Annotated in this window: 26 protein-coding genes; 15 read left to right on the top strand and 11 right to left on the bottom strand. The window is 52.8% G+C overall.

All coding sequences use genetic code 11. The annotated features are described in order from the left end of the window. Window positions 1-3: 3 nt before the first annotated feature. A complete protein-coding gene (rsfS, locus tag BL107_RS09530; protein ID WP_009790132.1) occupies window positions 4-369 on the bottom strand; it encodes a ribosome silencing factor in 366 nt (121 codons plus the stop codon). Beyond that, window positions 362-997 carry a DUF3318 domain-containing protein gene (locus BL107_RS09535; protein ID WP_009790133.1) on the bottom strand — a complete coding sequence of 212 codons (636 nt, stop codon included), beginning with the start codon at window positions 995-997 and terminating at the stop codon, window positions 362-364. The genes rsfS and BL107_RS09535 overlap by 8 nt, the downstream gene beginning before the upstream one ends. Window positions 998-1114: 117 nt before the next feature. On the opposite strand from BL107_RS09535, the gene carB reads away from it, so the two are divergent. The 3 genes from carB (at window position 1115) to BL107_RS09550 (ending at window position 6606) form a co-directional block, all read left to right on the top strand. After that, window positions 1115-4435: a carbamoyl-phosphate synthase large subunit gene (carB, locus tag BL107_RS09540; RefSeq protein WP_009790134.1), complete on the top strand. Its 3321-nt coding sequence runs from the start codon at window positions 1115-1117 to the stop codon at window positions 4433-4435. Window positions 4436-4510: 75 nt separating this feature from the next. Continuing rightward, on the top strand, window positions 4511-5179 hold the full coding sequence (locus BL107_RS09545) for a DUF3386 domain-containing protein (protein WP_009790135.1): 669 nt from the start codon (window positions 4511-4513) through the stop codon (window positions 5177-5179). A gap of 56 nt (window positions 5180-5235) precedes the next feature. Further along, window positions 5236-6606, top strand: coding sequence for a sodium:alanine symporter family protein (locus tag BL107_RS09550; RefSeq protein WP_037988972.1), 1371 nt, complete (start codon window positions 5236-5238; stop codon window positions 6604-6606). Window positions 6607-6677: 71 nt separating this feature from the next. Here BL107_RS09550 and BL107_RS09555 read toward each other — a convergent pair whose 3' ends face one another. After that, a complete protein-coding gene (locus tag BL107_RS09555; protein ID WP_009790137.1) occupies window positions 6678-6905 on the bottom strand; it encodes a DUF6447 family protein in 228 nt (75 codons plus the stop codon). Between the two features lie 49 nt (window positions 6906-6954). Then, a complete protein-coding gene (locus BL107_RS09560; protein WP_037988444.1) occupies window positions 6955-8700 on the bottom strand; it encodes an ABC transporter ATP-binding protein in 1746 nt (581 codons plus the stop codon). 39 nt (window positions 8701-8739) lie between these two features. Here BL107_RS09560 and BL107_RS09565 point away from each other — a divergent pair, with 39 nt between their 5' ends. From BL107_RS09565 to folP, 3 genes are read left to right on the top strand one after another with little or no spacing between them, the layout of a single operon-like run. Then, complete coding sequence (locus BL107_RS09565) at window positions 8740-8919, top strand: RNA-binding S4 domain-containing protein (RefSeq protein ID WP_009790139.1); 180 nt, start codon at window positions 8740-8742, stop codon at window positions 8917-8919. Between the two features lie 50 nt (window positions 8920-8969). Continuing rightward, on the top strand, window positions 8970-9701 hold the full coding sequence (gene tpiA / locus BL107_RS09570) for a triose-phosphate isomerase (protein ID WP_009790140.1): 732 nt from the start codon (window positions 8970-8972) through the stop codon (window positions 9699-9701). Continuing rightward, window positions 9664-10524, top strand: coding sequence for a dihydropteroate synthase (folP, locus tag BL107_RS09575; RefSeq protein ID WP_156779441.1), 861 nt, complete (start codon window positions 9664-9666; stop codon window positions 10522-10524). The genes tpiA and folP overlap by 38 nt, the downstream gene beginning before the upstream one ends. Before the next feature lie 1078 nt (window positions 10525-11602). On the opposite strand, the gene BL107_RS09585 is transcribed toward folP, so the two are convergent. Then, window positions 11603-15613 (bottom strand): magnesium chelatase subunit H, encoded by a 4011-nt coding sequence (locus BL107_RS09585; RefSeq protein ID WP_009790143.1) that lies wholly within the window; start codon window positions 15611-15613, stop codon window positions 11603-11605. A 126-nt stretch (window positions 15614-15739) separates the two neighbouring features. On the opposite strand from BL107_RS09585, the gene dapB reads away from it, so the two are divergent. The 5 genes from dapB (at window position 15740) to BL107_RS09610 (ending at window position 18978) form a co-directional block, all read left to right on the top strand. After that, on the top strand, window positions 15740-16573 hold the full coding sequence (gene dapB / locus BL107_RS09590; RefSeq protein ID WP_037988974.1) for a 4-hydroxy-tetrahydrodipicolinate reductase: 834 nt from the start codon (window positions 15740-15742) through the stop codon (window positions 16571-16573). A gap of 10 nt (window positions 16574-16583) precedes the next feature. Further along, window positions 16584-17243, top strand: a complete 660-nt coding sequence (locus BL107_RS09595) for a hypothetical protein (RefSeq protein WP_009790145.1) — start codon at window positions 16584-16586, stop codon at window positions 17241-17243. A 63-nt stretch (window positions 17244-17306) separates the two neighbouring features. After that, entirely contained in the window at window positions 17307-17558 is a 252-nt protein-coding gene (locus BL107_RS09600; protein WP_037988976.1) for a high light inducible protein, read from the top strand. Between the two features lie 18 nt (window positions 17559-17576). Beyond that, complete coding sequence (locus tag BL107_RS09605) at window positions 17577-18746, top strand: FAD-dependent monooxygenase (protein WP_009790147.1); 1170 nt, start codon at window positions 17577-17579, stop codon at window positions 18744-18746. 19 nt (window positions 18747-18765) lie between these two features. Then, window positions 18766-18978: a DUF2949 domain-containing protein gene (locus BL107_RS09610; protein ID WP_009790148.1), complete on the top strand. Its 213-nt coding sequence runs from the start codon at window positions 18766-18768 to the stop codon at window positions 18976-18978. On the opposite strand, the gene BL107_RS09615 is transcribed toward BL107_RS09610, so the two are convergent. From BL107_RS09615 to BL107_RS09625, 3 genes are all read right to left on the bottom strand, one after another. Then, window positions 18969-19496: an adenine phosphoribosyltransferase gene (locus tag BL107_RS09615; protein ID WP_009790149.1), complete on the bottom strand. Its 528-nt coding sequence runs from the start codon at window positions 19494-19496 to the stop codon at window positions 18969-18971. The two genes, BL107_RS09610 and BL107_RS09615, sit on opposite strands and share 10 nt — an antisense overlap. Window positions 19497-19635: 139 nt before the next feature. Beyond that, window positions 19636-20268 (bottom strand): alternative oxidase, encoded by a 633-nt coding sequence (locus BL107_RS09620; RefSeq protein WP_009790150.1) that lies wholly within the window; start codon window positions 20266-20268, stop codon window positions 19636-19638. 132 nt (window positions 20269-20400) lie between these two features. Beyond that, complete coding sequence (locus tag BL107_RS09625) at window positions 20401-20907, bottom strand: hypothetical protein (protein WP_009790151.1); 507 nt, start codon at window positions 20905-20907, stop codon at window positions 20401-20403. A 742-nt stretch (window positions 20908-21649) separates the two neighbouring features. Between BL107_RS09625 and BL107_RS09630 the strand changes: the two genes are divergently transcribed. The 3 genes from BL107_RS09630 to BL107_RS12700 all read left to right on the top strand — a co-directional run bounded on the left by BL107_RS09630 (window position 21650) and on the right by BL107_RS12700 (window position 23388). Continuing rightward, window positions 21650-22033 (top strand): hypothetical protein, encoded by a 384-nt coding sequence (locus BL107_RS09630; RefSeq protein ID WP_037988448.1) that lies wholly within the window; start codon window positions 21650-21652, stop codon window positions 22031-22033. Between the two features lie 255 nt (window positions 22034-22288). Next, window positions 22289-23050, top strand: a complete 762-nt coding sequence (locus tag BL107_RS09635) for an NAD(P)H-dependent oxidoreductase (protein ID WP_009790152.1) — start codon at window positions 22289-22291, stop codon at window positions 23048-23050. Then, window positions 23050-23388, top strand: coding sequence for a hypothetical protein (locus BL107_RS12700; RefSeq protein WP_156779442.1), 339 nt, complete (start codon window positions 23050-23052; stop codon window positions 23386-23388). The genes BL107_RS09635 and BL107_RS12700 overlap by 1 nt, the downstream gene beginning before the upstream one ends. A 470-nt stretch (window positions 23389-23858) precedes the next feature. Here the strand turns inward: BL107_RS12700 and BL107_RS09640 are convergent, their stop codons facing one another. Genes BL107_RS09640 through BL107_RS09645 form a run of 3 tightly spaced genes read right to left on the bottom strand, consistent with a single transcriptional unit; the run spans window position 23859 to window position 24522 of the window. After that, window positions 23859-24110 carry a hypothetical protein gene (locus BL107_RS09640; RefSeq protein ID WP_009790153.1) on the bottom strand — a complete coding sequence of 84 codons (252 nt, stop codon included), beginning with the start codon at window positions 24108-24110 and terminating at the stop codon, window positions 23859-23861. Further along, window positions 24110-24271, bottom strand: coding sequence for a hypothetical protein (locus BL107_RS12980; RefSeq protein ID WP_009790154.1), 162 nt, complete (start codon window positions 24269-24271; stop codon window positions 24110-24112). The genes BL107_RS09640 and BL107_RS12980 overlap by 1 nt, the downstream gene beginning before the upstream one ends. Continuing rightward, the gene (locus BL107_RS09645) at window positions 24271-24522 is read right to left on the bottom strand and encodes a hypothetical protein (RefSeq protein ID WP_009790155.1); all 252 of its coding nucleotides are present in this window, start codon (window positions 24520-24522) and stop codon (window positions 24271-24273) included. Before BL107_RS09645 ends, BL107_RS12980 begins: the two co-directional genes overlap by 1 nt. A 297-nt stretch (window positions 24523-24819) precedes the next feature. On the opposite strand from BL107_RS09645, the gene gltS reads away from it, so the two are divergent. After that, complete coding sequence (gltS, locus tag BL107_RS09650) at window positions 24820-26055, top strand: sodium/glutamate symporter (RefSeq protein ID WP_009790156.1); 1236 nt, start codon at window positions 24820-24822, stop codon at window positions 26053-26055. The last annotated feature ends 926 nt before the right edge of the window (window positions 26056-26981 follow it).

A 26981-nucleotide genomic window follows, 5' to 3' on the forward strand; every position in this document is an offset into this window, starting at 1 on the left:
CCGTCAGCTGTCCGATGTCGACGAAGCTAGGAATGCACGACTTTCGCCGTGACTCCAAAACGCCTCGAGGTCGTAGTAGCGCCTCTGCTCTGGCATCAACACATGAACGATGAGTTCGCCGTAGTCCAGTAGGGCCCAACACCCTTCATTTAGGCCTTCCTTGCGGAGAGGCAAGCGTGCTGCATCGGTCTCCAAGCGGTCTTCGACGGATTGGGCGATAGCTCGCACCTGAACGTCTGATTGACCACCCGCAATCACCATCCAGTCAGCCAAGCTCGACACTTCATCCACCCGGATTAAACGGATATCGACAGCTTTCCGGTCGTCGCATGCATCGGCTGCGAGTTCTGCCAACTGCTCACTATCCATAAACATTCTCACTGGTAACTGACGTACGAGACCCCTCCTGCTGAGCCATTTCGGCTCGGGCCTTGCTGGCACTTTTACGCAGCGCTTCCAAGCGATCTTCGTAGAAGCTTCGGCGCCGCTTTTTGCGGGTTTTATCCACAAGATCTTTCAAGGCACCGCCAAGGCTGCGGTAAGCATTTGGAACGCTGTACCCGAACCGACAAGCCAGGTCGATGGCACGTTCATCAGCGGTGATCGCGTCCTGGAGGCGCTTTTCGGAATTATTTTTGAGATAGAGGCGGTAGCCGGCAAAACCGGAGAGGCCTAAAGCCATCATTAATAGAAGGCCGTCCTGCACCCAAAGCTCACCGATGGCGCCACCTAAGCCAATCGCTAGGGCTGCCATTTCCCAACCATCCCGAGGGATTGTGTCGTTCTGAATCCGACCAACCTCGTGCCAAAACAGCAAGTTGCGATGGTCGAGGGCCAAGCCATCCCATTGGTCGAGATCCACTTGGATTTCCACCTCGTCCCGACCAATCTCTTCAAGGGTGATCAAGGGAGGATCAACGGACGCCGCCGATTCCACGAACACCCAGTTCTGCATTTCAGGTGGCAGCAGCCCCTTGAGGCGCTGAAGCTCACTCATTGCACTAGTGAATCCTTCATCACCACACCGTAGCGAGGCCAATGCCAAGAACAGGATTCTGGGGCGCGGTTTCTGCTGCGTGAGAGGCTGATTGCGTTTGACTGAACGCGACAGCTCATGCCACGGCGGACCGATCTGCGTCGCATCCTCCTGGTGGGATCTGGTCCGATCGTGATCGGCCAAGCCTGTGAGTTTGATTACTCGGGAACCCAGGCCTGCAAAGCCCTTAGGGCAGAGGGATTTGAAGTGGTGTTGGTGAATTCCAACCCCGCATCGATCATGACCGACCCGGGCATGGCTGATCGGACCTACATCGAACCGCTCACCCCTGAAGTGGTGGCGAAGGTTATAGAGAAAGAACGTCCTGATGCCCTCTTGCCGACGATGGGGGGGCAAACAGCGCTCAACCTCGCGGTCACCCTGGCTGAAAACGGAACATTGGATCGTTTCGGGGTGGAGCTCATCGGTGCCGACTTACAGGCGATTCAGAAGGCCGAGGATCGGCTGCTTTTTAAGCAAGCCATGGAACGAATTGGGGTGAGTGTGTGTCCATCGGGCATCGCTTCCACCCAGGAGGAAGCAGAAACCGTTGGCGCTGAGATCGGCAGCTTTCCTCGCATCATTCGACCGGCATTCACCCTTGGGGGAAGTGGTGGTGGGATTGCTTACAACCCAGAGGAATTTGCCGCCATTTGTAAAAGCGGTCTGGAAGCGAGTCCGGTCTCGCAAATTTTGATTGAGCAATCACTGCTCGGTTGGAAAGAATTTGAACTCGAGGTGATGCGTGATCTGGCGGACAACGTCGTGATCGTGTGCAGCATCGAAAACCTCGACCCGATGGGGGTGCATACCGGGGATTCGATCACTGTCGCCCCAGCGCAAACACTCACCGATCGGGAATACCAGCGACTTCGCGATCAATCCATCGCCATTATTCGTGAAATCGGCGTTGCCACGGGAGGCAGCAACATTCAGTTCGCCATCAACCCGGCCAACGGCGATGTGGTGGTGATTGAAATGAACCCGAGGGTGAGTCGATCGTCTGCGCTTGCCAGCAAAGCCACCGGTTTTCCAATCGCAAAAATTGCTGCACGCCTTGCTGTTGGATACACCCTCGACGAAATTCTCAACGACATCACAGGTCAAACACCGGCTTGCTTCGAACCCACCATCGATTACGTGGTCACGAAGATTCCTCGCTTTGCCTTTGAAAAATTCAAGGGCAGTCCGGCCGTTCTCACGACATCGATGAAATCGGTCGGTGAAGCCATGGCCATTGGTCGCTGCTTCGAAGAGTCGTTCCAAAAAGCAATGCGATCCCTGGAAACCGGCTTTTCAGGCTGGGGAGGCGACAGGGACGAGCCAAACCTCAGCGACAGCGAAATTGATCGCCTTCTACGAACACCGTCACCGGAGCGAATCCTCACGGTGCGCACAGCAATGGTGAGCGGCCGCAGCGATGCCGACATTCACCGGATCAGCAAGATCGACCCTTGGTTCTTGGCCAAACTCCGTCGCATCGTTGACGCGGAATCAAGATTGATGCGCGGGCGTCAGTTGGATGAGCTCGGTGCCTCGACCCTTTTAGAACTGAAGCAACTCGGTTTTTCCGATCGTCAAATTGCCTGGTGCACGGGAACCAACGAACTCAGCGTGCGCTCGCATCGACACAAGCTCGATGTGCGAGCCGTGTTTAAAACCGTGGATACCTGTGCAGCGGAATTTGCATCCACCACGCCGTATCACTACTCCACCTACGAACGGCCGCTTCAAAAACTTCAACCCGACGGAACTCTGATCACCCAGCCAAGTGCCACGGAAGTGAGCCGCAAGAGCGATCAACGAAAAATGATGATCCTGGGCGGCGGTCCGAATCGCATCGGTCAGGGCATTGAATTTGATTACTGCTGCTGCCATGCCTCCTTCTCAGCCCAGGAGCAAGGCATCACGACCGTGATGGTGAACAGCAACCCCGAGACGGTGTCCACCGATTACGACACAAGCGACAGCCTTTATTTCGAACCACTCACGCTTGAAGACGTACTCAACGTGATTGAAGCCGAACGTCCGAACGGCGTTGTTGTGCAATTTGGTGGGCAAACGCCCCTAAAACTGGCTATTCCGTTGCTGCGCTGGCTTAACAGCCCAGACGGACAAGTCACCGGAACAGAAATTTGGGGCACCTCCCCTGAATCGATCGATCGCGCTGAAGATCGTGAGCAATTTGAAGCGATCCTTCGAGACCTTTCCATTCGTCAACCGCGCAACGGTTTGGCCCGCAGTGAAGAGGAAGCACGAGCGATTGCCACCGTTGTGGGCTACCCCGTTGTGGTGAGGCCCTCCTATGTGCTCGGCGGACGAGCCATGGAAGTGGTGTTCGACGAACAAGAACTCAATCGCTACATGCGCGAAGCCGTACAGGTCGAACCGGATCATCCAGTGTTGATTGACCAATACCTCGAAAACGCCGTTGAGGTGGATGTGGATGCGTTGTCTGATCAGGACGGCAATGTCGTGATCGGAGGTTTGATGGAGCACATCGAACCTGCGGGGATTCATTCCGGAGACTCCGCCTGCTGCCTGCCAACCGTCTCCCTTGGTGAATCCGCACTGCATACGATTCGCGAATGGAGCAAAGCGTTGGCTATTTCCCTCAAGGTGAAGGGGTTAATCAACCTCCAATTCGCTGTGCAACGCGACAGCAATGGTCAGGAAGTTGTCTTCATCATCGAAGCGAATCCCCGCGCCTCGCGCACGGTGCCTTTCGTCGCCAAAGCCACTGGAAAACCGCTGGCCCGTTTGGCCACACGGTTAATGGCGGGCGAATCCCTCGCGGATGTGGGGCTCACCGAAGAACCCCAACCTCCTCTGCAAGCGATTAAAGAAGCAGTGCTTCCCTTCCGACGCTTCCCTGGAGCCGACACGGTGCTTGGACCGGAAATGCGATCCACCGGTGAGGTGATGGGTTCAGCCACAAGTTTTGGAATGGCCTATGCCAAAGCTGAGCTGGGGGCTGGCGAAGCGCTCCCCACCCAAGGAACCGTTTTCCTATCAACCCATGACCGGGATAAATCTTCTCTCGTGCCAGTAGCCGCTCGCTTAATCGAGCTGGGATTTGAGCTGATGGCAACCGCTGGAACAGCCCACACCCTCGAACAAGCCTCGCTAGTTGTGCAAACGGTTCTCAAAGTGCATGAAGGTCGTCCAAACATCGAAGATTTGATTCGTTCAAAGCAAGTACAGCTCGTCATCAACACCCCAATCGGTCGCCAAGCAGCTCACGACGACAAATACTTGCGTCGTGCAGCCCTTGATTACGCCGTACCCACCGTGACGACCCTCGCTGGCGCCCGCGCCGCTGTGGAAGCGATCGCTGCCATGCAAAGCGAACCCACTCTCAGCATTTATGCCCTGCAGGACGTTCACGCGACGTGCTGAGCGCATGAAGGTTGGGCAATCAGCTCGATCAAATTGAGCCGATCTCGGTAGGGTGATGAAATCAGAAATACAGACGTGACAGCCAGCTCCACCTCCATTAAGCCTGGATCCGATCTACGCGACACCTTTCGGAAAGCCTACGAAAATCGCTACACCTGGACACCTGGTTTTTCTGGTTATCGGGGGCGTTGCCTCTGGACTCAAGGCGATCAAAGCGTGGCTGGCACCTTTGAAATTGGTGCCGACCTCAAGGCAAAGGTTGAGGGCATCGACAACGAAGAGGTTCTGAAAGCTGTTCATTCGCAGCTGTGGGAAGTCGCCATTCATCGCGTCCGCAGAAGCTTCGAACAAACCCATAGCGACAACACATTTACTGCTGGAGAAACAGACGCCGTCGGCACCGAAGTGATTGTGGGAGGCAAAGGAGAAGGCGACCGCTACCGAATCAAAGACGACGTTGTCACCATGGTTCATCGTCACATCCATGGAACTGTTGTCACCATCTTCACGACCGACGTCACCCACACCGGGGATGGCTATCTAAGCCACACCTACACAAGCCAATATTCCGACCCAGCCACTGGGGCATTGCGCGGTGGGAAAAGCAGTTTCAAAGACACCTTTACCCCCCTCAACGATGGCGGTCCTTGGGTCTTGCAAGAGCGGGTAATCGAAACAAAAGCGCAAGGCGATGCGCCCGCCGGATGCCAAACCTTCCGCTTTGAAGGTCTCGAGGCCCTTTGATCGCATTGCCGGACATTGCCGGCCATGACACCATCCAGGCAAGATTGCTTAGCGGGATGGACAACTTCAATGCGTCGTTGGAAGCCTTCAATGCACCGGTCAACAGTCTTGTTTGGGGCTGGCCAACGGTTGGGCTGATCGCCATAACCGGCATCTTTTTGATGGTCGGTCTGCGGTTCATGCCATTGCAACGACTGATTTATGGCGTGCGGATGGTTCTGCTCCCATCAAAGGATGGCAGCGAAGGAGAGATCACTCCTTTTCAAGCTTTGATGACCTCCCTATCCGCCACCATCGGAACCGGCAACATTGCGGGGGTGGCTGGAGCTATCGCCGTTGGCGGACCTGGGGCCGTGTTCTGGATGTGGATTATTGCCATCTTTGGCATTGCCACCAAATACGCCGAAGCCGTTCTGGCGGTGAAGTTTCGCGAAACAGATGGATCGGGAAACCACGTAGGCGGCCCGATGTATTACATCCGAAATGGCCTTGGTTCCCAATGGAGTTGGTTAGCAGGCCTGTTTGCTCTGTTCGGCATGCTCGCGGGCTTTGGCATCGGCAACGGTGTTCAGGCCTTCGAAGTGTCGTCAGCACTCGAGAGCGCAGGAGTTCCAAGGCTGGTCACCGGCGTTGTTCTTGGAGCCTCTGTCTTTGCAGTTGTGATCGGCGGCATTCGGCGCATCGCAATGGCCGCCTCCACGTTGGTGCCATTGATGTCTGTTCTCTACATCGGGGCATGTTTGGTGCTGCTGATCTTGAACGCCTCAGAGGTTCCCAGTGCATTTGGAACCATCTTTAGTAATGCATTCAGCGGAGAAGCTGCGGCAGGTGGTGCGTTTGGTCAAGTGGTTCTGATGGGTTTCAAGCGAGGCATCTTCTCCAATGAAGCGGGTCTTGGCAGCGCTCCGATCGCCCATGCGGCCGCTCGAACCGATGATCCAGTTCGACAGGGCACCGTTGCGATGCTCGGCACGTTTATCGACACCCTGGTGATTTGCACGATGACAGCACTGGTGATCATTACGAGCCAAGCCAATACCCTTCTCGATGAAGCTGGAAATCGTCTAAGCGGAGCTAATTTATCGATAGCTGCCTTCAATCAGGGTCTTCCAGGTAGTGGTTTGGTCGTAACGATTGGATTAATTGTGTTCGCGTTCACAACAATTTTGGGCTGGAGTTTTTATGGAGAACGCTGTACGAGTTACTTATTCGGTGATTCTGCAATTTTGCCGTTTCGATTGTTATGGGTGGCCATGGTTGTCTTCGCCTCAGTCGCTGGCACCAGCGGAGCACTCTGGGGAGTGGCTGACACCTTGAATGGATTAATGGCATTGCCAAACTTGATCGCACTGCTTCTACTTTCAGGAACTGTATTTAAGCTCACACGGAACTATCAGTTCACACCGCATCAATCAGAAACTGATTAACCGTTGGTTTTTCAATAAAAAAGAGGGCTTTTAGGCCCTCTTTTTTATTGAAAACATAAGCGGTTTTAGCCCTATCCCTCTGGCATCGGCGTGACGGACTTCAACCGTTCATTGAGCTGGGTTGCCAAACTTTGACGACCGACCGCCAACACCTTCAGGGTGTCTTCGTGCATGCGAAGTTGGGCATCAGCGACTTGCATTCCACGAACGAGTTCTTTCAACTCATCAGGGAGTGTATTGAGGTCATAGCGCTTGCCTTCAAAGGTCAAGACGGGATTGTTGGGCGCTGAGTCAGTCATCGATCACTGCCGGGATTATTCGGAACCGGCCGGTGAATTTTAGGTGTTTTTAGCCACTCTGCAGATCACGAATGAACTGCTTCTCACAAAGCTCTCGATAACGACCACCGCGCTGCATCAACACGTCGTGGGTTCCCACATCAACAATGGAGCCACGCTCCATTAAAACGATTTGATCAGCCTCCTGAACCGTGGCAAGACGGTGGGCAATGACCAGCACAGTTCGTCCTGCCATGGCCTGTTTTAAGCCAAGCTGAACAGCGGCCTCCGCCTCAGCGTCCAACGCGCTCGTGGCCTCATCCAACAACATCACAGCTGGGTTCCCAAGCACGGCTCTCGCGATCGCGATGCGCTGGAGCTGACCACCCGACACATTGGTTCCCCGCTCTTGAAGGCGGGTGTCGTAGCCATCCGGCAGTTGAACAATGAAGTCGTGGGCATTGGCGAGTTTGGCGGCCTGGAGAAGATCCTCTTGGCTGCAATCCCGACCAAAGCGAATCGCATCTGCGATGGTTCCCGAAAACACACTGCTGCGTTGGGGAACAAGCGCCACCTGTTGGCGTAAGTCGCGAGCACGAACCCGACTTAAATCCTTGCCATCAAACAGAAGCTGTCCTTGATCCACACAGTTGAATCGAAGCAACAATGAAAAGAGAGTTGTTTTGCCTGCGCCAGAAGGGCCCACTAAGGCCACCACCTGTCCAGCACGAATAGTGAGGTTGAGGTTTTGAAGAACGGGTTGCCCTGGGGTGTACGAAAACTGAACTTGCCTAAAAGTGAGGTCTCCACGTAATCGACCCAGCGGCAACGCCGGGATTGGATCATCAGGTTCTGAGGGTTCCTGTTCGATCTCCCGTAGACGCCTTAACGACGACTGGCCTTGCTGAAACTCGTTGTAGTTCGCGGTGACGTGGGCGATTGGATCAATCAGCAGCACCAGGCCAGTGAGGTAGGTAATCAGCCCAGTAATTTCAAGGTCGCCACTGCTGATTCTGATGGCAGCCAACACCAATACCGTGGCGAATCCCAGCACCTCGATGATGCCCACCACGGGATGTTGCAAGGCCACAAGGCGATAGGTGTTGTAACGCGCCAATCGATGCTGATCAATCTCATCTTCAAAACGACGCTCAAGCCAAGGTTCAGCTGCAAAAGCCCGCACCAACGGCAACCCTTCGATCGCTTCGCCTAACAATCCAGCCAGTTCGCTGACTTTTTTCTGACTGCGTTCTGTGGCCGCCATCACCCTCGCCCCAAACACGCTGATCAGCCAAGCAACAAAGGGTGCGAGAAGCAGGATCGCAACGGTTAATTTCCAATCCAACAAAAGCATGTATCCCAGCACTGCCACCAGCTGCAAAGCACTGGGAATGCTGTCGTGGAGTGTTTTATAGATCACCTCACTCACCCGGTCGGCATCCTCCGTGAGTCGATAGGTGAGGTCGCCAGACGACATTTTTTCCAAGGCACCGAGCTGCACCCGTTGCAAGCGTTGAAATAGGTCTCGCCGAAGAGACTGGCTGACCTGCAAGGCCGGCCCTGCCAGGAGCGAATCTTGCCCAAATTGGGCGATTTTTTGAATCGCGAACACCAACAGAACCAAGCCGATCACCGGCAAAATTCGCTGCAAATCGCCAGATCCCACATCAGGAAGAAGGCGACCCATCAAGCTCATCAGCACCAATTGGCTGCTAACGAAAACCACCATGCAGAACGCTCCCCAGGTCAGTTGACGCAAATGGGGGCGCAACAACGGCAGCAATCGCCGAAAACCAGCTTGAGAGGGAGTCCGCATGGCGGCACAGTATCAACGTCGAGCCAACGGGCCCCACAGATGAAGCTGGATCAGTTCCTGAAATGGAAAGGCTGGGTCTCCACTGGTGGAGAGGCCAAACAACGCATCCAGATGGGTGAAGTAACGGTGAATGATGCGGTTGAAACCCGTCGAGGACGTCAGCTATCCGCTGGCGATCGGGTTGTGCTTGCTGGCGAGGAGTCTGTTGTGGAGAGTTAAAGCGCGTTCGGGCCGTAAGTTGGCCCCCAGATTTGAAAAGGAACCAAACCGTGCGCAGACCGGTGATCGCTGGCAACTGGAAGATGCACATGACCTGTGCCCAGGCCAGGGAGTTCATGGCTGCCTTCCTACCGCTTGTGGCGGACATGCCAAACGACCGTGATCTGGTGTTAGCTCCACCGTTCACAGCCCTGTCCACCATGGCTGAGCTCTGCAAGAACAGTCCCGTTGCACTTTCCAGTCAGAACGTGCACTGGGAGGGTTCAGGAGCCTTCACCGGCGAAATCTCTCCATCCATGCTTAAGGAGCATGGGGTGACCTACACCATCGTTGGACATAGCGAACCGCGGAAATATTTCAGTGAAAGTGACGAGCAAATCAACCACCGAGCCCGTTCGTCCCAGGCCAATGGTCTGATTCCAATTGTCTGCGTGGGCGAGTCGGACGAGCAACGGGAGCGTGGTGAAGCGGAACGCGTGATTCGCCGGCAAATCGAGCAGGGGCTGGAAGGGCTCGATGCCGATCTTCTGGTGGTGGCCTATGAGCCGATCTGGGCCATTGGCACTGGAAAAACCTGCGAAGCCGCTGAAGCGAATCGCATTTGCGGCTTGATCCGCAGCTGGGTGGGGTCCCCTGATCTCGTCATTCAATACGGCGGGTCTGTGAAGGGAGGCAACATTGACGAGCTCATGGGGATGAGTGATATCGATGGCGTTCTCGTGGGTGGCGCATCACTTCAACCCGATGGTTTCGCACGCATTGCCAACTACAACGTCGCTTAATTCCGCGCCCTGGCCGCCGGCCTGGCGAGCACGGACCGCTGTGATGGGGGTGATCAACATCACCCCTGATTCCTTCAGCGATGGCGGTCGATTTTTAGAGTCGCAATACGCCGTCGAAGAAGCGCAGAGGCAACTCAAGCTTGGAGCTGATGTTCTTGACCTTGGCGCACAAAGCACGCGACCTGGTGCGGAGGAGGTAGGAGCCGAGGAAGAATGCCGCCGCCTCCTTCCCGCACTCATTGCGATTCGGCGTCAGTGCCCAGAGGCACTGATCTCTGTGGATACATTTTTGGCACCGGTTGCCTCAGCTGCCCTCGAAGCAGGAGCGAACTGGGTGAACGATGTCAGCGGGGGGCGTCGAGATCCAGAGCTGCTTGACGTAGTCGCTCAAGCCCAATGTCCGGTTGTTTTGATGCACAGCCGAGGTAACAGCAAAACCATGGATCAACTCACCGACTACCGGGATATCACCACCGACGTGCGGTCGGGATTGCAGCAATGCACCGAGGCTGCGCTTCAGGCGGGGGTGCAACCATCGAAAATCATCTGGGATCCGGGCCTGGGTTTTGCCAAAACCCACGAGCAGAACCTGCAATTGCTGCGCGAACTCGAACAGCTCAATCAAGACGGCTTTCCGCTTTTACTCGGCCCATCCCGCAAACGCTTCATTGGGGATGTGCTCGATGAGCCAAGGCCCAAAGCCCGTCTATGGGGCACAGCTGCGGTGGCCTGCCGCTGCGCTCAGGCCAAAGCGGCGATTGTTCGTGTGCATGATGTGGGGCCAATCGCCCAAACGCTGCGCATGGCCTCTGCACTTTGGTGATGAAAGTCGGGCGGGGGCTCGCTGCGACGCAACCAACACTCACCCTTCCGCTCTGAAAATTAAAAATAGATGGCATGCCACACCCATCAAAGGGATAGCTATAAATTTGGGTTAAAATCAGGTAAAATATGTTCAAAAAGGGTGTTCGATCCGGTTTACCGATAACCAATCAAACACCATTGCAACACTTCAGTCCATCATCAAAAGCCCATCCACCATCGAACATACCAAGCGTTCACAAAAAAAAGATTTAGATACATTATTCATCGTCGCAGGATGTGCTGGAGCCGGAAAGTCAACCATTATCCGGACATCGCATCTCTTAAATTTACCCTTATTCGGCGATGACTTTCACCAAAAATTTCGAGAAACCTGCACAAGCCCAAATTTTGATGAATACAAAGGTTATTCTGATGCAAAAAAATATGGATCGATCTTTCAGGCAAGACACATTGCAAGGCTAGAACGAGATTCATCACCACCAGACACCCTTCTGCTGCACATTGACCTCAAGGGAGTTGTGAAGAGGCTGGGATACGAAGCCGCAACACAGAGAGATAGGACGCGAATCGACAAAAGAATTACTACTCCCACACCATGCTCACAAATGATTGCGCCTGATATTTGCGATTTAATGGTATCAAGCTATCTCAAAAACCCCTTTTTCAAACGATTCAACAGAGTATTAATCAATACAATTCACACAAACTTTGAGAACAATTCTAAGCAATTATTCGAGAGACTCTTAACGCGTGGAAGCACAAACAAAGCCGCAAGCCAATGGAAAAATCTTGGGTTCAAATCCGCAAATCTAGCCTCACAGTTTCACAAAGAGGCGTACGACTCTTGGGAGCGCAATCTACATTTACTCAACCCAGAGAAGATGTTCATTACGAGCGTAAGCGATTCAGACGAACTCTTCATTAATAACAAAATTATTTGCAAAAACTGGAAAGAGTGCATCAAACCTCAAATTCTGCAACATGCAGAGGCATAATCAAAAGCTTCCAAACGCGAACCATTTTTAGGCTTAAAGTTGCAGAACTCACTCAATACAAACTAAAGGTGTGATTTAACTTCAGTCTGCAACGACTCCCTCAATTCGATCTTCGACCTCTTGATAGAGCTCCTGAAGCTGTTCAATATTTTCATCTGAGGTTTCCCAATAACCACGACCATGCACCTCAAGCAGGGTTCCAACAATTTGACGAAAACTATTTGGATTGAGCTCCAGGAGTCTCTTCCTCATCTCAGGATCATTGATGAACGTCTCGTTGGCCTCCTCATAAACAAAATTATCGACAGAGCCACTGGTAGCACTCCATCCCAGCGTGAAATTCAAACGTTTCGCCACTTCGCGAACACCCTCATAGCCAGAATTGAGCATCCCCTCGTACCACTTTGGGTTTAGAAGTTTGGTGCGTGAATCCAGACGGATTGTTTCGCTCAGCGAACGAACTTGGGCATTAGCAGTTGTGGTATCAGCGATATAACTCGTAGGAGCCTTGCCATCATCGCGAAGGCCAGCAATTAATTTCGTGGGATCAGAATCGAAATAGTGGCTGACATCGGTGAGTGAGATTTCAGCTGAATCCAAGTTTTGAAACGTCACATCGGCAGTTTTCATCACCGACTCAAAAACCTCCCGGTTCTGGTTCATCTCTCCAGGATTATCAGCATTGAAAGCGAATGTTTTACGAGAGAGATACATCTCTTGCAGCTCTCCTTCTTCTTCCCAGGTGCTGTTCTCAACTGCCAGGTTCACATTGGAGCTGTAGCTGCCGCTGGCGTTGGAAAACACACGGCAGGCAGCATCCCGCAAACTTGTGCCTTCTTTCTCAGCCTGTTCAAGGGAATGCTTCCTAACAAAGTTTTGATCAAGCGGCTCATCAGCCTCAGCAGCCATCTTCACCGCCTGATCAATCAAGGCCATCTGATTAATAAACAAATCACGGAACACTCCTGAGCAATTCACCACCACATCGATACGTGGGCGACCCAATTCCTCTAAAGAAAGCAGCTCTAATTTGTTCACACGACCAACGGAGTCGGGCATCGGCTTCACCCCAACAAACCAGAGGATTTGAGCGAGGGATTCGCCATAGGTTTTGATGTTGTCGGTCCCCCAAAGAACGCAAGCGATGGTTTCAGGCCAAGCACCTTGCTCTTCCCGTTGACGTTCGATCAGCTTGTCAACGACTCCTTTCGCTGCAGCAACCGCGGCACGCGTGGGAATGGCTTGAGGATCCAAAGCGTGGATATTTTTGCCACTGGGCAGAACCCCAGGATTGCGAATCGGATCTCCGCCCGGACCGGGCAGAATGTATTCACCATCGAGAGCTTTCAACAAACTCTCCATTTCCATATCGGCACAAATTTGTTCTAGACAAAAGCGCAAGTAGCCAAACAATTTATCGAGCTCAGTGGCATCAATCTGAGCAAAGTCCGAATTACAACAAGCCCTGAACCATGGAGATGGCAACTTAAAACCAAAGCGAGCAAGAAGGTCGTAGAACCAGCCAAAACTATTTCGCATACTCACGCGACCGTCCATTCCGGTGAGAGAGCGAACCATCGCTCCAACCGCAGCACGGGATGTCTCCGTGATCGTGCGGTTGAGTTCCACATCGGCGAGAACACCGTTGTCGTTGCCTTGATAGATATCTTCGATACTGCGGCCAATCGCCTCACCTAACAGACCAGGCAATGACCGCAGGCCATCTTCCTCGCGTTCCAAGGCGGCAATACTGACCAATGTGGCGATCGCTTCTTCAGCCGTAGGAGGTCGTCCAATCGTGTGCAAACCACAGGGCAACAAACGACTTTCGATCTCCATCAACTGCCGATAAACGGCTCCAACCAAAGCGTCACGCCCCTCGAGATCAATCGATCCGGCATCTCCCTCAGGTAAGTCGACGTCTTTATCGAGATTGCATTGTCGCGCCGTTTCCACAATCGTGTTGACGATTTGAACGCCACGGCCTCCTTCACGCAGTTGCTGGTAGGAGCCAACAAGCTCCCCCAGCTCCTTCAGCCCCTTGTACAGGCCAGCATTTTCTGCCGGAGGCGTGAGGTAGCTAATGGTGGAGGCATACCCACGACGCTTCGCGATTGTTGCTTCAGATGGATTATTGGCGGCGTAGTAGTAGAGGTTGGGGAGAGCACCAATTAACGAATCCGGGTAACAGGTTTCACTCATGCCCATTTGTTTTCCAGGCATGAACTCCAGCGAGCCATGGGTGCCGAAGTGGAGGACGGCATCCGCTTTCCAAATTTTTTGGAGATAGGTGTAGTAAGCAGCAAACCCATGGTGGGGGCTTGCACTTCGGGAGTACAGCAGGCGCATCGGGTCGCCTTCGTAGCCAAAGGTGGGCTGGACACCAACAAAAACATTGCCGAAATGGCGACCAAACACCAACAGGTTTTGTCCATCGCTATTGAGATTTCCTGGCGGCTTGCCCCAGTTCTCCTCAAGACGGGTCGAGTAGGGCGTGAGGCGCTCGTATTCTTCGACGCTCATCCGATGCGCAATGGATAACTCGGGAGATCCCTGCATGGCCTCTGGATCGTTAATTACAGCCTCAAGAAGCGCTTTCGGTGAACTCGGCAGGTTCTGCACGTCGTATCCCTTGGCCTTCATCTCCTGCATCACGCGATAGATCGAGCCAAAAACGTCGAGATAAGCAGCGGTACCAACGTTGCCCTTATCAGGAGGGAAGCTGAAAACGGTGATAGCGAGTTTCTTATCGACCCGGGGTTTAGTCCGCAATGAGGACCAACGAATCGCCCGTTCAGCAATCGCATCGATGCGATCTTGAAGGGTGTGAGCCTTACCAGTCGCGTCATCCCGACCCGACAGCACGATGGGCTCGATCGCACCATCCAGCTCAGGAATGGCAATCTGAAGAGCCACCTGCACCGGATGCAAGCCGAGGTCGCTGCCCTCCCATTCCTGGGTGGTTTGGAACACCAACGGCAACGCCACCATGTAGGGGCGATTGAGCTTCTTCAGAGACTCAATCGCCTTGGGGTGATCCTGACGAGCGGGTCCCCCGACAAGCGCGAATCCCGTTAGGGACACAATCCCATCCACCAAGGACTGCTCTGGATTGAGCGGGTCGTAGAAAAAAGCGTTAACTGGTTTTGAAAAGTCCAATCCACCACAGAAGATCGGAATCACCCGAGCACCGCGGTACTCCAATTCTTGGATCGTGGCGACGTAGTGGGCATCGTCTCCCGTCACGATGTGGCTGCGTTGCAACACCAAGCCAATCAGCGGACCATTTCTGGCCTGTTCCGATAAATCGGTGCGGCTTGCGTTCCAATTCAGGTATTCCTTGAGATCTTCAAACATCGATGGAGCCAAGGGATGCCAGATCCCGAGATCTGGAAACACCTCTGGTTCCGCCACTTGAATCGCTGCACGCTCTTCACCCTCAGCGGGGGGGAAGACGTATTTATCCGCCAGCATCAGCAGGAAATTCCGGAGATTGTCCGGGGTTCCTCCAAGCCAATACTGGAAGCTGAGCATGAAGCTGCGAGCATCCTGGGCTTTTTCCACCGGCAGGTATTTGAGAACCGTTGGAAGTGTGTTCAGCAGCTTGAGCATGGCGTCTTGAAATCCAGCCCCACCGGATTCCTTTCGCTTTTTCATGAAGCCGGCAATCGCACTTTTGCTCTGGCCGAGCTGCGCCATCGAGAAGCTGCCGAGCTTGTTCAGCCGCATCACCTCTGGCATCGAGGGGAAGACAACGGCTGCTTTTAAACGATCGCGGTGGGGGGCAACGGCATCGACCACTTTTTGGGCCAAATCTTCGATAAAAATCAGCGAAGCAATAAAAACGTCTGCCTCAGCTACATCGGCACAAAAATCGGCGTAATTGTCGTCATCACGCAACTCTTCGATGAGATACCCGCTCAACTCGATCCCGAGCTCAGCGCCGGCGGCGTTTAACGCATTGGCGGCTTGGGTCAGTGCGTTTTGGTACTGGGGCTCCAGCACCACGTACACCGCCTTCATCACTGACTTGTGGCTTTGACCTTCAACAGGGGCTACCCGGCGATCTGCGGAGCGGACCTGCGTGAACATCTGAGCACTGTGAACGATGTTAAGAACCTAAACGTGACTTCCATCGAGAGCTTGAAAAGTATCGATTGGTTGCGATTGGTCTTCACCCATGCGGGCCCATAGGCTTTGGGTGTTCGCGCCGCTTCGATGTCCTCTCCAATTCCTGTTGTTGTTGCGGGAGCTCTTGGCCGCATGGGCGCAGAAGTCATCAGGGCCGTGCTGAATGCTGAGGACTGCCAGTTGGTGGGTGCGATCGACAACACCCCTGGGAAGGAGGGGGTTGATGTTGGGCTAGAGCTTGGAATCAAAGAACTCGAGGTCGCCGTCACAGCCGATTTCGAAGGTTGCCTTTGTGCCGTAAGCCAATCGGTACGGAATTCCAACCAAAGCGCTGTGTTGGTGGACTTCACCCATCCTTCTGTGGTGTTTGATCACACCAGAGCTGCAATCGCCTACGGCGTGCATCCCGTGATTGGCACAACAGGTCTCAGCCCAACGCAACTGAACGATCTCACCGAATTTTCAGCCAAAGCTTCGATTGGAGGGGCAGTGATTCCCAATTTCTCCGTGGGGATGGTGCTCTTGCAGCAAGCTGCGGCGGCAGCGGCCCGCTTCTATGACCACGCCGAGCTAACCGAGCTTCATCACAACCGCAAAGCGGATGCTCCGAGTGGCACCTGCATCAAAACAGCCGAACTCATGGAAGAGGTCAAACAAAGCTTCAACCCAGCGGAGGTGGATGAGCATGAATCGCTGCAAGGTTCACGGGGAGGAGTTCGGGACAGCGGACTCCGTCTGCATTCCCTCCGTTTACCAGGACTGGTGGCCCACCAAGAAGTGATGTTTGGCGCCCCAGGCGAGACCTATACCCTTCGCCACGACACGATTGATCGCTCGGCGTACATGCCAGGCGTTTTGCTCACCGTGCGAAAAGTTGGCTCCCTCCAACAACTGGTCTATGGCCTGGAAAGGCTGATTTGAAACAAGACTGATGCTGATTCCGCTCCGTCCTGGTGAACTGCAGCGGCTGATTCCAGCCGTCGCTACAGCAGGCCAATTTCGTTTTTCCCTTGGCTCACCTCAAGAGATCCTGCAACGGGTGATGGTGGCCGCGATTGGTGGCGTGATCACATTGCTGATTAGCCAAAGTCAAATGTCGAGCCGTTGGGGGCCCTTTTGGCTCGTGGCGGGCGTGGTTTTTTTGCTCTACATCCTTTGGGGTCCGATTCTTCAGGCAGGGCAGCGCAATGCCACGTTGCGCCGCTATCCCTCCGCGGCACTTTTTGAAGGGGAGGTCGCCAAAGTCATCACGCGCGAACGCGTCGAAAACCGCCATGAGCAGGCCGATAGTCGCGGAAAACTGGAGTTGATCGAGAATCGACGCACCTGGATGCTGTTGGAGCTCGAAGACGAGGATGGCTACTTAGGCCGGGTGGCTTTTCCAATGGAGAAAAGCCACAAAACGATTCGAGAAGGAACGGTAATTCGCTGTTTGGTTTTAAGCGAGCGGAAAGATTTTTCGCGGATTGGAGCGCTCAGCGACGCGTGGATCCCAGGATTGCGGCTGTGGGTTGGGGAGTACCCCTATCTGCTGAGGCCAGCCTTTGAAGAGCTTTGCCGACTTCGTATATCCAGGGCGGCCAAAAATTGAGCGGTTTGTAACGATTCCGCAAAGTTGGTTTACACTTCTTCGCAAAGACGCCTTCGGATGTCCATGACTCAATCCACTCCTTCATCACCAGTGATCCGTGGCGCCACCGTCACCACCGAAGATGGCGGCCGTCTCAATGCTTTCGCAGCAGAGCCCCGTATGGAAGTTGTTGAAGCAACACAGGGCTGGGGCTTTCACGATCGTGCCGAGAAGCTGAACGGGCGTCTCGCCATGCTCGGCTTCATCGCACTGATGGCAACTGAGATCGCCATGGGTGGCGAAGCTTTCACCCACGGTTTGCTCGGCCTCGGCTGATTCTCACGGTTAACCGGCATGACTCGCCACACTCTTGTGATGGCGAGTTTTTTATTGGAAACCCATGTCATGGGAGCCGGTCCGACCGGTTGCATGGTGGCCTTGGCCTTAGCGCAACAAAACCAACGCGTGGTTTTGTTTGACCCTCAAGCCTTTGACGCACTGACATCTCGTAGTCGTGCCTATGCCATCACCCATTCAAGCCGGCGACTCATGCAGAGCTTGGGTCTTTGGGATGAACTCCAAAAGGATTTGGTGGCCTTCGAACAGCTTGACCTCCGCGATCTTGCGGCAGGTCGTCAGGTGATTTTCGTTGCAGAGGATTTGGCGAAGAAAAACCGCGGCCATCGCGGGATCGGATGGATCCTTGACCACCGACCATTGATGACTGTTCTGTTGCGCAAGCTTCAACAGTCAGGGCTCGTTGAGATGCATCTTGGTGGCGAGGCCGCTCCGATACCGAGCCCCGACAGCCTTGTTATTGCAGCCGATGGACCGTCATCTCCAACACGAAAAAGCTGGGGTATTCACTGTTGGCAGCACCGCTACCGCCAGGGATGCTTAACCGCCAAGGTGGTTCTTCGAGGTATCCAAGCCAATCAGGCCTGCGAATTATTTCGGCCTGAAGGTCCGCTGGCCGTCTTACCGCTTGGCAACGACCACTTCCAAGTGGTTTGGAGCGCACCGATGGAGCGCTGCCAAGAGCGCTGCGCGTTAGCTCCAAGCGAGTTTCTGGACCAACTGGCTGGGATTTTGCCCCAGGGGATCGATCCAGACCTTCTTTTGGATCAACCGAAGGCCTTTCCCCAACAATGGATGCTGGCGCATCGTCTCAGCCGAGGTCGAGGTGTTTTGATCGGAGAGGCTGGGCATCGCTGTCACCCGGTGGGTGGACAAGGCTTAAACCTCTGTTGGCGAGATGTGGATGTTTTGGTGAGATCGGTGCAAAAAGGCGGTTCCGCCAAGCGGATCGCAGCCCGCTACGGACGTCAACGCTGGATCGACCTGATCTTGGTTGGTTCTGCCACCGACTTACTGGTGCGATGTTTCTCGAATCGCATCAGCCTGCTTGTTGGTCTTAGGCGGATCGCCTTGCAATTGCTGAAGCACAGTGTTGGCTTGCGCCAACTCAGCCTCCGGGCCATGACCGATGGCCCCCTGCAAATCGGGCGAGCGTTGCCAGACTGACCTGTGAAGCGGGGTCGCCATGGTGATGTGCAGCCATCCACAGCCATCCGCAGCAGAGGAACTCGAGCAGTTTTTATTGCGGCGTGTTGGATTAAGCCTGAACGCCCTGCAGCTGGGATTGCGTCAGGCAGAGCTTGAACAAGCTCCCTTACCGATTGTTTTGTGGAGCTTCGGGTTACTCAACTTGGAGCAACTCCAAACGGTGCTGGATTGGCAGGATGCTCAGTCGTAGGCCAGTAATGATTCAACGGGTTGGTCCTGGGGCAACACAGTCCTGCCACCAAGCCCCTTGAGTTCGATCACAAACGTAAATCCCACCAAACGTCCACCGGCCAGGGTGACCAACTGAGCGGTTGCAGCAGCCGTGCCGCCCGTAGCGAGTAGGTCGTCCACCACCAACACCCTCGGTTGGGCTGCCAGTGCGTCGGCCTGAATTTCAAGCCGGTCGCTGCCGTACTCCAACGAATAATCAATTCCCACCACTTCGCCGGGCAACTTGCCGGGCTTACGAACCGGCACAAAGCCAAGGCCACACTGATGGGCGAGGGGAGCACCGACGATGAACCCCCGGGATTCGATCCCGACAATCAAATCCGGACGAGTTTGCTCACACACCAGGGAAAGCTGGCGGATCACCTCCGCGACAGCTTCAGGGGAACGCAGCATCGGATTGATGTCTCGAAACAGAATCCCAGGCTTGGGAAAATCTGGAATCGTCCGGATATGAGAAGCAAAATCGACCAAAGACATTGCAGTGACTGACTAGAGGGGGTTTTGAGGAGAGGTGTAAAAAGACACCTATAAAGACACCGCAAAAAGACACCTGTGTTTACGCACTCTCTCAGGCCACTTGTTCAAAAAACGAGGTCTTGCCTTTTATTTGGGAAAGTCAAAAGGCCACTGCCTTCTGGGAGTTGGCATGGACGTGATCCGCTTCGTCTTTAACGATCGCTTCAACGACATCTCTCATCGACATTGGTTGGTTGTCACCACGTACCTTCCACATGCTGTTTGGCTTATTCCAATAGCGAACAGCAGTAGGAACAGCAGGTTGGTTCAGCCATTCATCTGACTGCTCAACCAACATCCGCTTGTAAGTGGCAACGGCTTCAACCTCGACTGCTTCGCCCAGCAGAGCAGCGAGTTCGTGGTCAATGAGGGTGGTGATGGCGAATGCCCAATAGATGATGACGGCGATGTGCCGTGCCAAAAATCTGTCGCCCCAGTTCTTCAGCCCGTTGAGGTCTCTGGCAAAGATGTCTTCGTGGGTTTGCTCGTTGGTGTCCTGATAACGAGCGAGTTCCAACGTCTCTCTGATGCTGCCTTTCCTGTCGAGACCAATGGTCTCCAGGTAATGGCAAGCGCTCTCTTCCGCTGTGTAAGCAGTGCGAGCAATGATCTCAAGTGAAGCTGCTCTTCTTGCATCAGCTTTGCTCCAAACAACATTCAGAAGGCTTTCACCTGTCTCAATGATTTTGTGAGCAACTTCAGCCTTTCTCGTTTTAGTTTCCATGAGTTTCATAACTCCATACATATGTTGTAGGCCGCTCTCCCACGGGAGTTGTGAACCGATTATGAAGCTTTAGGCATTTCTGCTATGTATTGCTTACCAATCAAAAAGATAAAGATCAGTAGTGGCTGATGCTGTTGGTACTCAACTCAGCCAGTTGGCATCCACTGAGAAGGTCAAAACGGAAACATCTTCATTACCTTCTCCTTCTGCGATAGCAACACAGGCCAACTCGCGGCGGTCAAAAGAGTTCTTTGATTTTGTGGCGAACTTGGCTGCGTCGTCGTGAGACCAACAGGCCAACCCGCGCTCGTCTCTCTCAACGACGTAGGCATCCCAAACCTCAGCAAACTCCTCACCATCGGGTCCGGCCAGAAACTCATTGACGGCCGCTTCGGCACCGATCTCTTTGTGCCTCACCAGAAACACCCTCATCAGCGGGTGGTCGATAGTTCGGCTTGTGGTGATAACACCAGTGATGCCACGGACAGTGGTCGCAACGACCCTCCGAGGGTTCTGTCTGGCGTCAACAACAACGACCGGGCAAGAAAGGTCCCACTCAGCCCTGTTCTTCAGCTCTCTTGCTGACTGAGAAAGCTCGCCCTTTAGCTCAGTGATGAGAGTGCTGACGAGAGTTGTCGGGTCAGTCATGCCAGGAGGCTACTGACGGCAGACACAAAAATGTCCAAACTCCAAGGCGAAGGCTGGGATGAATGGATCTTCAGACAGAGCGTCGAAATAGGGACCAGGAATGATGTTGTGGACTGATGGGGATCGTCGTGGTTGGTGTCTATGAGAGTGGTGTACGGGTTGGAAGCAGCAGACGGCAGCGTTAAATGCGCTGGCTGCAGCAATAGAACTACTTCCTTGAATGCCTTTCTTTACATCTCTCGTGAAGAGTTACACATCTAATGAAGATTAGATAATTGAAAAATACAATTATTCAGATAATAAATAAACACCCTTCTCATGCCTTATTCCTCTTCATGGGGGAGAGGAATCTTTGTTGGACGCACCTGACAAGAGAGAAGCGGAAGTTACACCCCTTCTTCCGTATTCCTCTCCCCCTCCTATTCGCTCCTTCTCAATTACTTCACCTATCTATTAATTGGCTTTTAAGTTACTAATTTGCGACTGGCTGTCGCCTAGAGGGAAAAAAGCAGATTTACCCCGTTCCGGGTGCCGCTTAGGTCGGATCGCCAGGGGGTGGTCCTTTTTCATAGGTTCGTACCACCGAGGCATTTGTTTCTCGATTTTCATTGAAAATTTGCCCCTATACCCAAATAGGTGAAAGCAGGTCTCTACAGATCCCCCGCATGGGTGATGTGGTTCTGATTAATACCGGCGATGGTGTGTTCACGGGGCGAGAGCCTCGCACTTCAAAGAAACAGCTATGGCTGAATACGGCAAACCTCAATCGGTATTTAAAGAGAAGTCCGCGACTTCGGCAGAGATTAAGTGGATTGAAACGGCTGCAAAACGTGGTGAGCAATTGACACTTCAGGAAGCAAGAAAGCAAATTAAAAAATACACAACCATTGCAGTGATATTTTTCGTGTTGCTTTTTGGTGGCTGTGTAAACATGATTTCATCGAATAAGGATGATCCAGCAAGTCGAGCAACGGAAACATGTCGCTTGACCGCTGACCTGCATACATCAGAGCAAGGCGCAAGTACTTATGTGTTCGCGGAAGGCATCAGTCCCACAAAAGCTTTACTGCATTTCAGGCATCCAAAAAGTGGAAGGACTTGGACAACAAATTACTTTTGCGACTGAGTAATAAACTGTCGGGAAGGCTGATGCCCTATCGCTCTAGGCTGAAAGCAATACAAAACCCTTCGGGGAAAAGCAGGGGGCGCAGGTGTCGCCATCTATCTCCCGACAAAACATTCACTAGCCCCGTCTCAATGGCGGGGTTTTTATTGCCCGCAGAGGGTTCACCCAGTTGAGGGATGCAAAGCCCAGAAATTGGGCAAAACAATCAATCGATTGAGGGATGTGTAATTCACTCATCAATTGGAAACTGAACCTATGAAACGTTTTGCCTCCATCACTGCCGCCGTACTCGCTATTAGCGCTGCAACAGCGACAGCGACAGCGGAAGCTGCACTTACAACGCATTCACTGGCTCCACCTCTTGCTACTGACCCGAAGGAGAACTCAATGACCTCTAAAATTCTTGTTCAATACGATTCACTTCGTTCCAACTCTGTCAGTCACAAACTGGCACTAGAGGTTCAAAGGTTTCTGACACAGTTTGGAGTTGAGGCTATCGTGGCTGATCCAAATCTTCCTCTTTACGATGAGGAACTTCGTGATGATCCTAAAGTTCAAGAATACTTGGATCAGGTTAATTGGGCTGATGGATTCGTTTGGATCTCTCCTGAGCTTCACGGAACTATCTCCGCAGTCATGAAGAATCAGGTGGACTGGATGCAACTTTCTGTCGGAGCTGTTCGTCCTACTCAAGGTAAAACACTGGCGGTAATGCAAGTTGAAGGAGGATCCCAATCTTTCAATACTGTGAACCTCATGAGGCAGATGGGTCGTTGGATGAGAATGTTCACTATTCCAAACCAGTCCTCTATTCCTAAAGCTTATCAAGAGTTCACTGAGGCTGGTCAACTTAAGGATTCATCTTTACGTAATCGTGTTATCGATGTTACCGAAGAGTTGGTCAAGCTCACTGAGATCCTCAAGGATAAAGTTGACTTCCTAACCGATCGTTACTCTGAGCGTGTTGAGTCTGGTGAAGAATTGGCTGAGCGCATGAATCTTAAGGAGGCCGCCTGATGAATACTTTACTCAAGAAATATCTTCTTTATAACTTGAGATCACTGACAGTTGGTACCGGATTAAAGGCACTGATTGTTGGAATACTTATGTCTAACGAGTATTCCTACTTGCAATCAGTTCCAGTGGGTGCATTCACTGCTATAAACATTTCATTCTCTGCTGATAGGATGATCTTCAGCGAAAAGAAAAAAGAGAATAAGTTTGTCCTCCCCATCAGCACATCCGTGCCATCAACTGATTCATCAGCACCAGCACATCTTGCAGTTGCAGTTAAACGGGGTCAGCTAAATCATCCGACTAGGGCAAGCGTTCCAATTCCCCCCACACCCTGCTGAGTATTTGCAAATTGGCGCTACTGCGAAGCCGTCGGTTGTCGTCTAGTTCCGTCGCAAGGCGGGATTTTTTGATTGAAGATCCAGGGCCTTCCTTTACTCATCACGTCGCTGGTCCAGTTCGCCCTATACCTGAAAACGCTCCCTTCCTATCTCTTCGGGTAGGGAGAAGCTTGGTGTGAAGAAGGCTTGGTGACGGAGCCCAGGAGGTTCAACTGCCAAGCACATTGAGTTAGCTCTTTCGATACAGCTATCCGTAGCGACTGAGTGAATCACAGGTGGAGAGCTGATCAGAGTTATGTCAGTTCGTCGCCTTGATCTGAAGCGATGGATAGGTGAGCACCCAGTGATGTCTCCATCGGGGTGTTAACCGACTGAAGTGTGTAGTCCCCACTTTCCAGGGGTGGGGCTGCACTTTTCAAAGTGGTGGCTCCGGAAGGTAACGGCTCTGGGGCTGCAGCTTTACGCGTCCCTCAGAAGATGCCTAGAACCCCTTTCTTCTTTTTGCAGTAGCCAGCACCGATATTCATCCACCCCTCTAGGCAGGCTTCTCCGTTGGTAGGAGCGACCTCGTAATAGATGGGTGATACGCATGTGGTTCCAAGCGTGTTCACGTAACCCAATGGGCATTGATCGTGACCCTCTGCTTTTGGTATTTCTTTCTGAGCCAATGAAGCTGAGGGAGCCACCAGGAGAGGTAGAAGGGCGATGAGGAAGTAACGCATCAGAAGAGCCACCAGCCAAGTAGTAGGCCAATGATGATTCCTTTGAACCAAACCAGGGCAGCCATCTGATATTCCGTCAGGCCAAGCTTCTTCTTTATCCAGAGGAAGGCTTGCTCGTCAGCGAAGATGACAGCACGGATGGGTCGAACGATCCAATCCATCACTGCCCCACCATGTCGAGGTACTTGGTGATGTCACCGCCGTTGCAGTAGCGGACAGCGACAGGCCGCTCGATGAAGCCACTCTTTCCGTCTTCATCGAGGAACTCAACACCAGTCAGGTTGACGATCCCGGTCTCTGCGTTCTTGACGCAGTTCACGAACTCCTTGGACTGCTTGGCCATCGGAAGCAGGAAAACAAGACCAGCAAGAACAGCTGCCCCGATAAAGCTCTTCTCAATCTTGGAATTCATCTAGGTGATCCTTGATTTCTCATGATTTTTAGGACGGGGGCCCGCTCTTGTCCATATGGCGTCAACCAAAACCAATGCCCAGAGTTATTAGTCACCTATTCGGTACAGATACGAAACTCCAACAACAGTATTCTTGGCTCACAGGCATTTGTATATCTGAGAGTTTCAGTTGATGATGCCCTTGAATCAAGCCCCATCGCAAGGCGTTTTTTTATTTGCAGCGGGTAAAACTTCTAGCAGTTGCCAAACGGTCTGATGTCCAGATAATTCATACATTGACTGAAGTGACTTTGTCGCATGTCGGCATTCCAGTTGTCTCCGCTTGCATCCATCACTACTGGCTTTCTGGTGCTGTTTGTTGGCAAGCGTCTGAATCGTGAATGGAATTTCCTTCAGCGATATTCGATACCTGAGCCCGTTTCAGGTGGCCTGCTGGTTGCTCTGCTCCTGACAGTTCTGCATGTTCTTGGTGGCCCTGAGCTGCTCTTTAGTCTCGAGTCACGAGATTTCCTACTGGTCTATTTCTTCACCACGGTGGGGATGAGTGCCCGGTTCCGCGATCTCAGTCGCGGTGGTCCGGCTCTTTTCATCCTGCTTGGGTTGACTATTGCTTTCATGACCCTGCAGAACCTGCTTGGTATTGCGATGGCAGGTCTGCTGGGGCTCCATCCCGCCACGGGACTGTTATTAGGAACCGTTTCCCTGATTGGTGGCCACGGCACCACCATCGCCTGGGCTCCGACCTTTGCTGAACAGTTTCATATCGAAAATGCGATGGAGATCGGCATCGCAGCAGCCACCTTCGGGCTGGTGCTCGCCAGTGCCAGTGGCGGTCCGATCGCGCAGTTCCTGCTGCGTCGCTTTCACGTTCCCTGTCCGGATGCGGATGCAACGACGCAGCCAGCTTCCAACGCTTCGCATCCCTCGGATCAGCAAGGTTCCAGCGCAAATTCCATTGACATCAACGGTTTCCTTACAGCACTGCTCGCTATCAACCTCTGCATCCTTTCCGGCACGTTGCTCAATGAAGGGATCGGTGCCGCCGGGTTGAAATTGCCGCTCTTTGTTCCCTGCCTGCTGATGGGCATTGTGTTTTCGAATCTGCTGCCGGAACGCCGCTCAGAGCAGGTGGTGTTTCATTGGCCCCGTCGTTCTGCCTCGCTCGATCTCATCGGCGAATTATCCCTGGGCATCTTTTTGGCGATGTCGCTGATGAGTCTCCAGCTCTGGTCACTGGTGGGTCTGGCCTTGCCATTGTTGTTGATCTTGCTGGTTCAGTTTTTCTTCGCTCTGGTGGTGAATCTGCTGCTGGTGTTCCGTCTGATGGGTCGTGATTACGACGCAACAGTGATTTGTGCCGGGTTCGGTGGCATTTCCCTGGGCTCTACTCCCACGGCTATGGCGAACATGAAGGCTGTTACGCAGCAGCATGGGCCATCTACCCGTGCCTTTTTGATCGTGCCGCTGGTGTCGGCCTTTTTCCTCGATCTGGTGAACGCCATCCTTATTCCAGCTTTCGTCGGCGGGTTCTAATTCAGCCTCCTGATCTCGAGGTTCTGACGGTGTTGAAGATGCCAGTCCTAGAAGTCCAGGTCCGTTTGGATTATTTCCAACAAACTCACTTCACTGGAGCATGAAATTCACCCCGTCGTAAGGCGGGGGTTTTAGATGCCTGGCTCAACTAAGCCATAGGTCAATGCAAAGACTGCTGCTTGTGTTCTGTCTAGGGAGCCGAGCTTCTGAATAGCAGTGCTCACCTACGTTTTAAAGAGAGAGTAAGTCTTGAATCTCTGCTGAAAGAGAAAATAGATAAGCTCAAGATTTTGATTTCCGAAGACGCTTCCTAACCACCTCTTTCAATGGAAGTAGGCCTCCTCAGCTCATCTTTGATGAATCCAGAGACTCCTGCTACCAACGGGATAGTCATCCCAACAACAGCCAGAAAAGCCATAGCTTGAATAAACCATTTTGGCGCGAATGGCTTGTCTTCCATTAGTCAGTTTTGCTTCATATCCATGGGACTACCGACATTGCTGATGCTCTTAAGTCTCGATATATGTTCGACCAACCATTAACATGGCTTCAAATTTCGCAATATCTGATACGAACATATGTGTGGAAATAAAATGATTAGTGATAATCACAATTTACTCAAAAATGCGACGTAAGCTCCACCTGCTTCTCTTCAAGTATTTCGCACCTGGCTGCAGTTAAAATGAATGAATCTTCGCCAGTCAACGAGACATTTCTTGCGTATGTCATAGGCCTCATTCTCTTGCTAGTGCTTTCAATGTTCATGGGTATGATGATAAAAGCCGAAGCAGAAAGGCAGGCTCTTATTCTTTTAAAGCCTGTAGAAAGTTCGTCGGATGCTCTGAATACGGGGAACTCTGAGCCATGCAAGAAGAAATGGAAATGGCGCTCATGTCCGCCCATCCCCATCGCACTTACCAGACTTG

The organism is Synechococcus sp. BL107 (assembly GCF_000153805.1).
Lineage (GTDB): Bacteria > Cyanobacteriota > Cyanobacteriia > PCC-6307 > Cyanobiaceae > Parasynechococcus.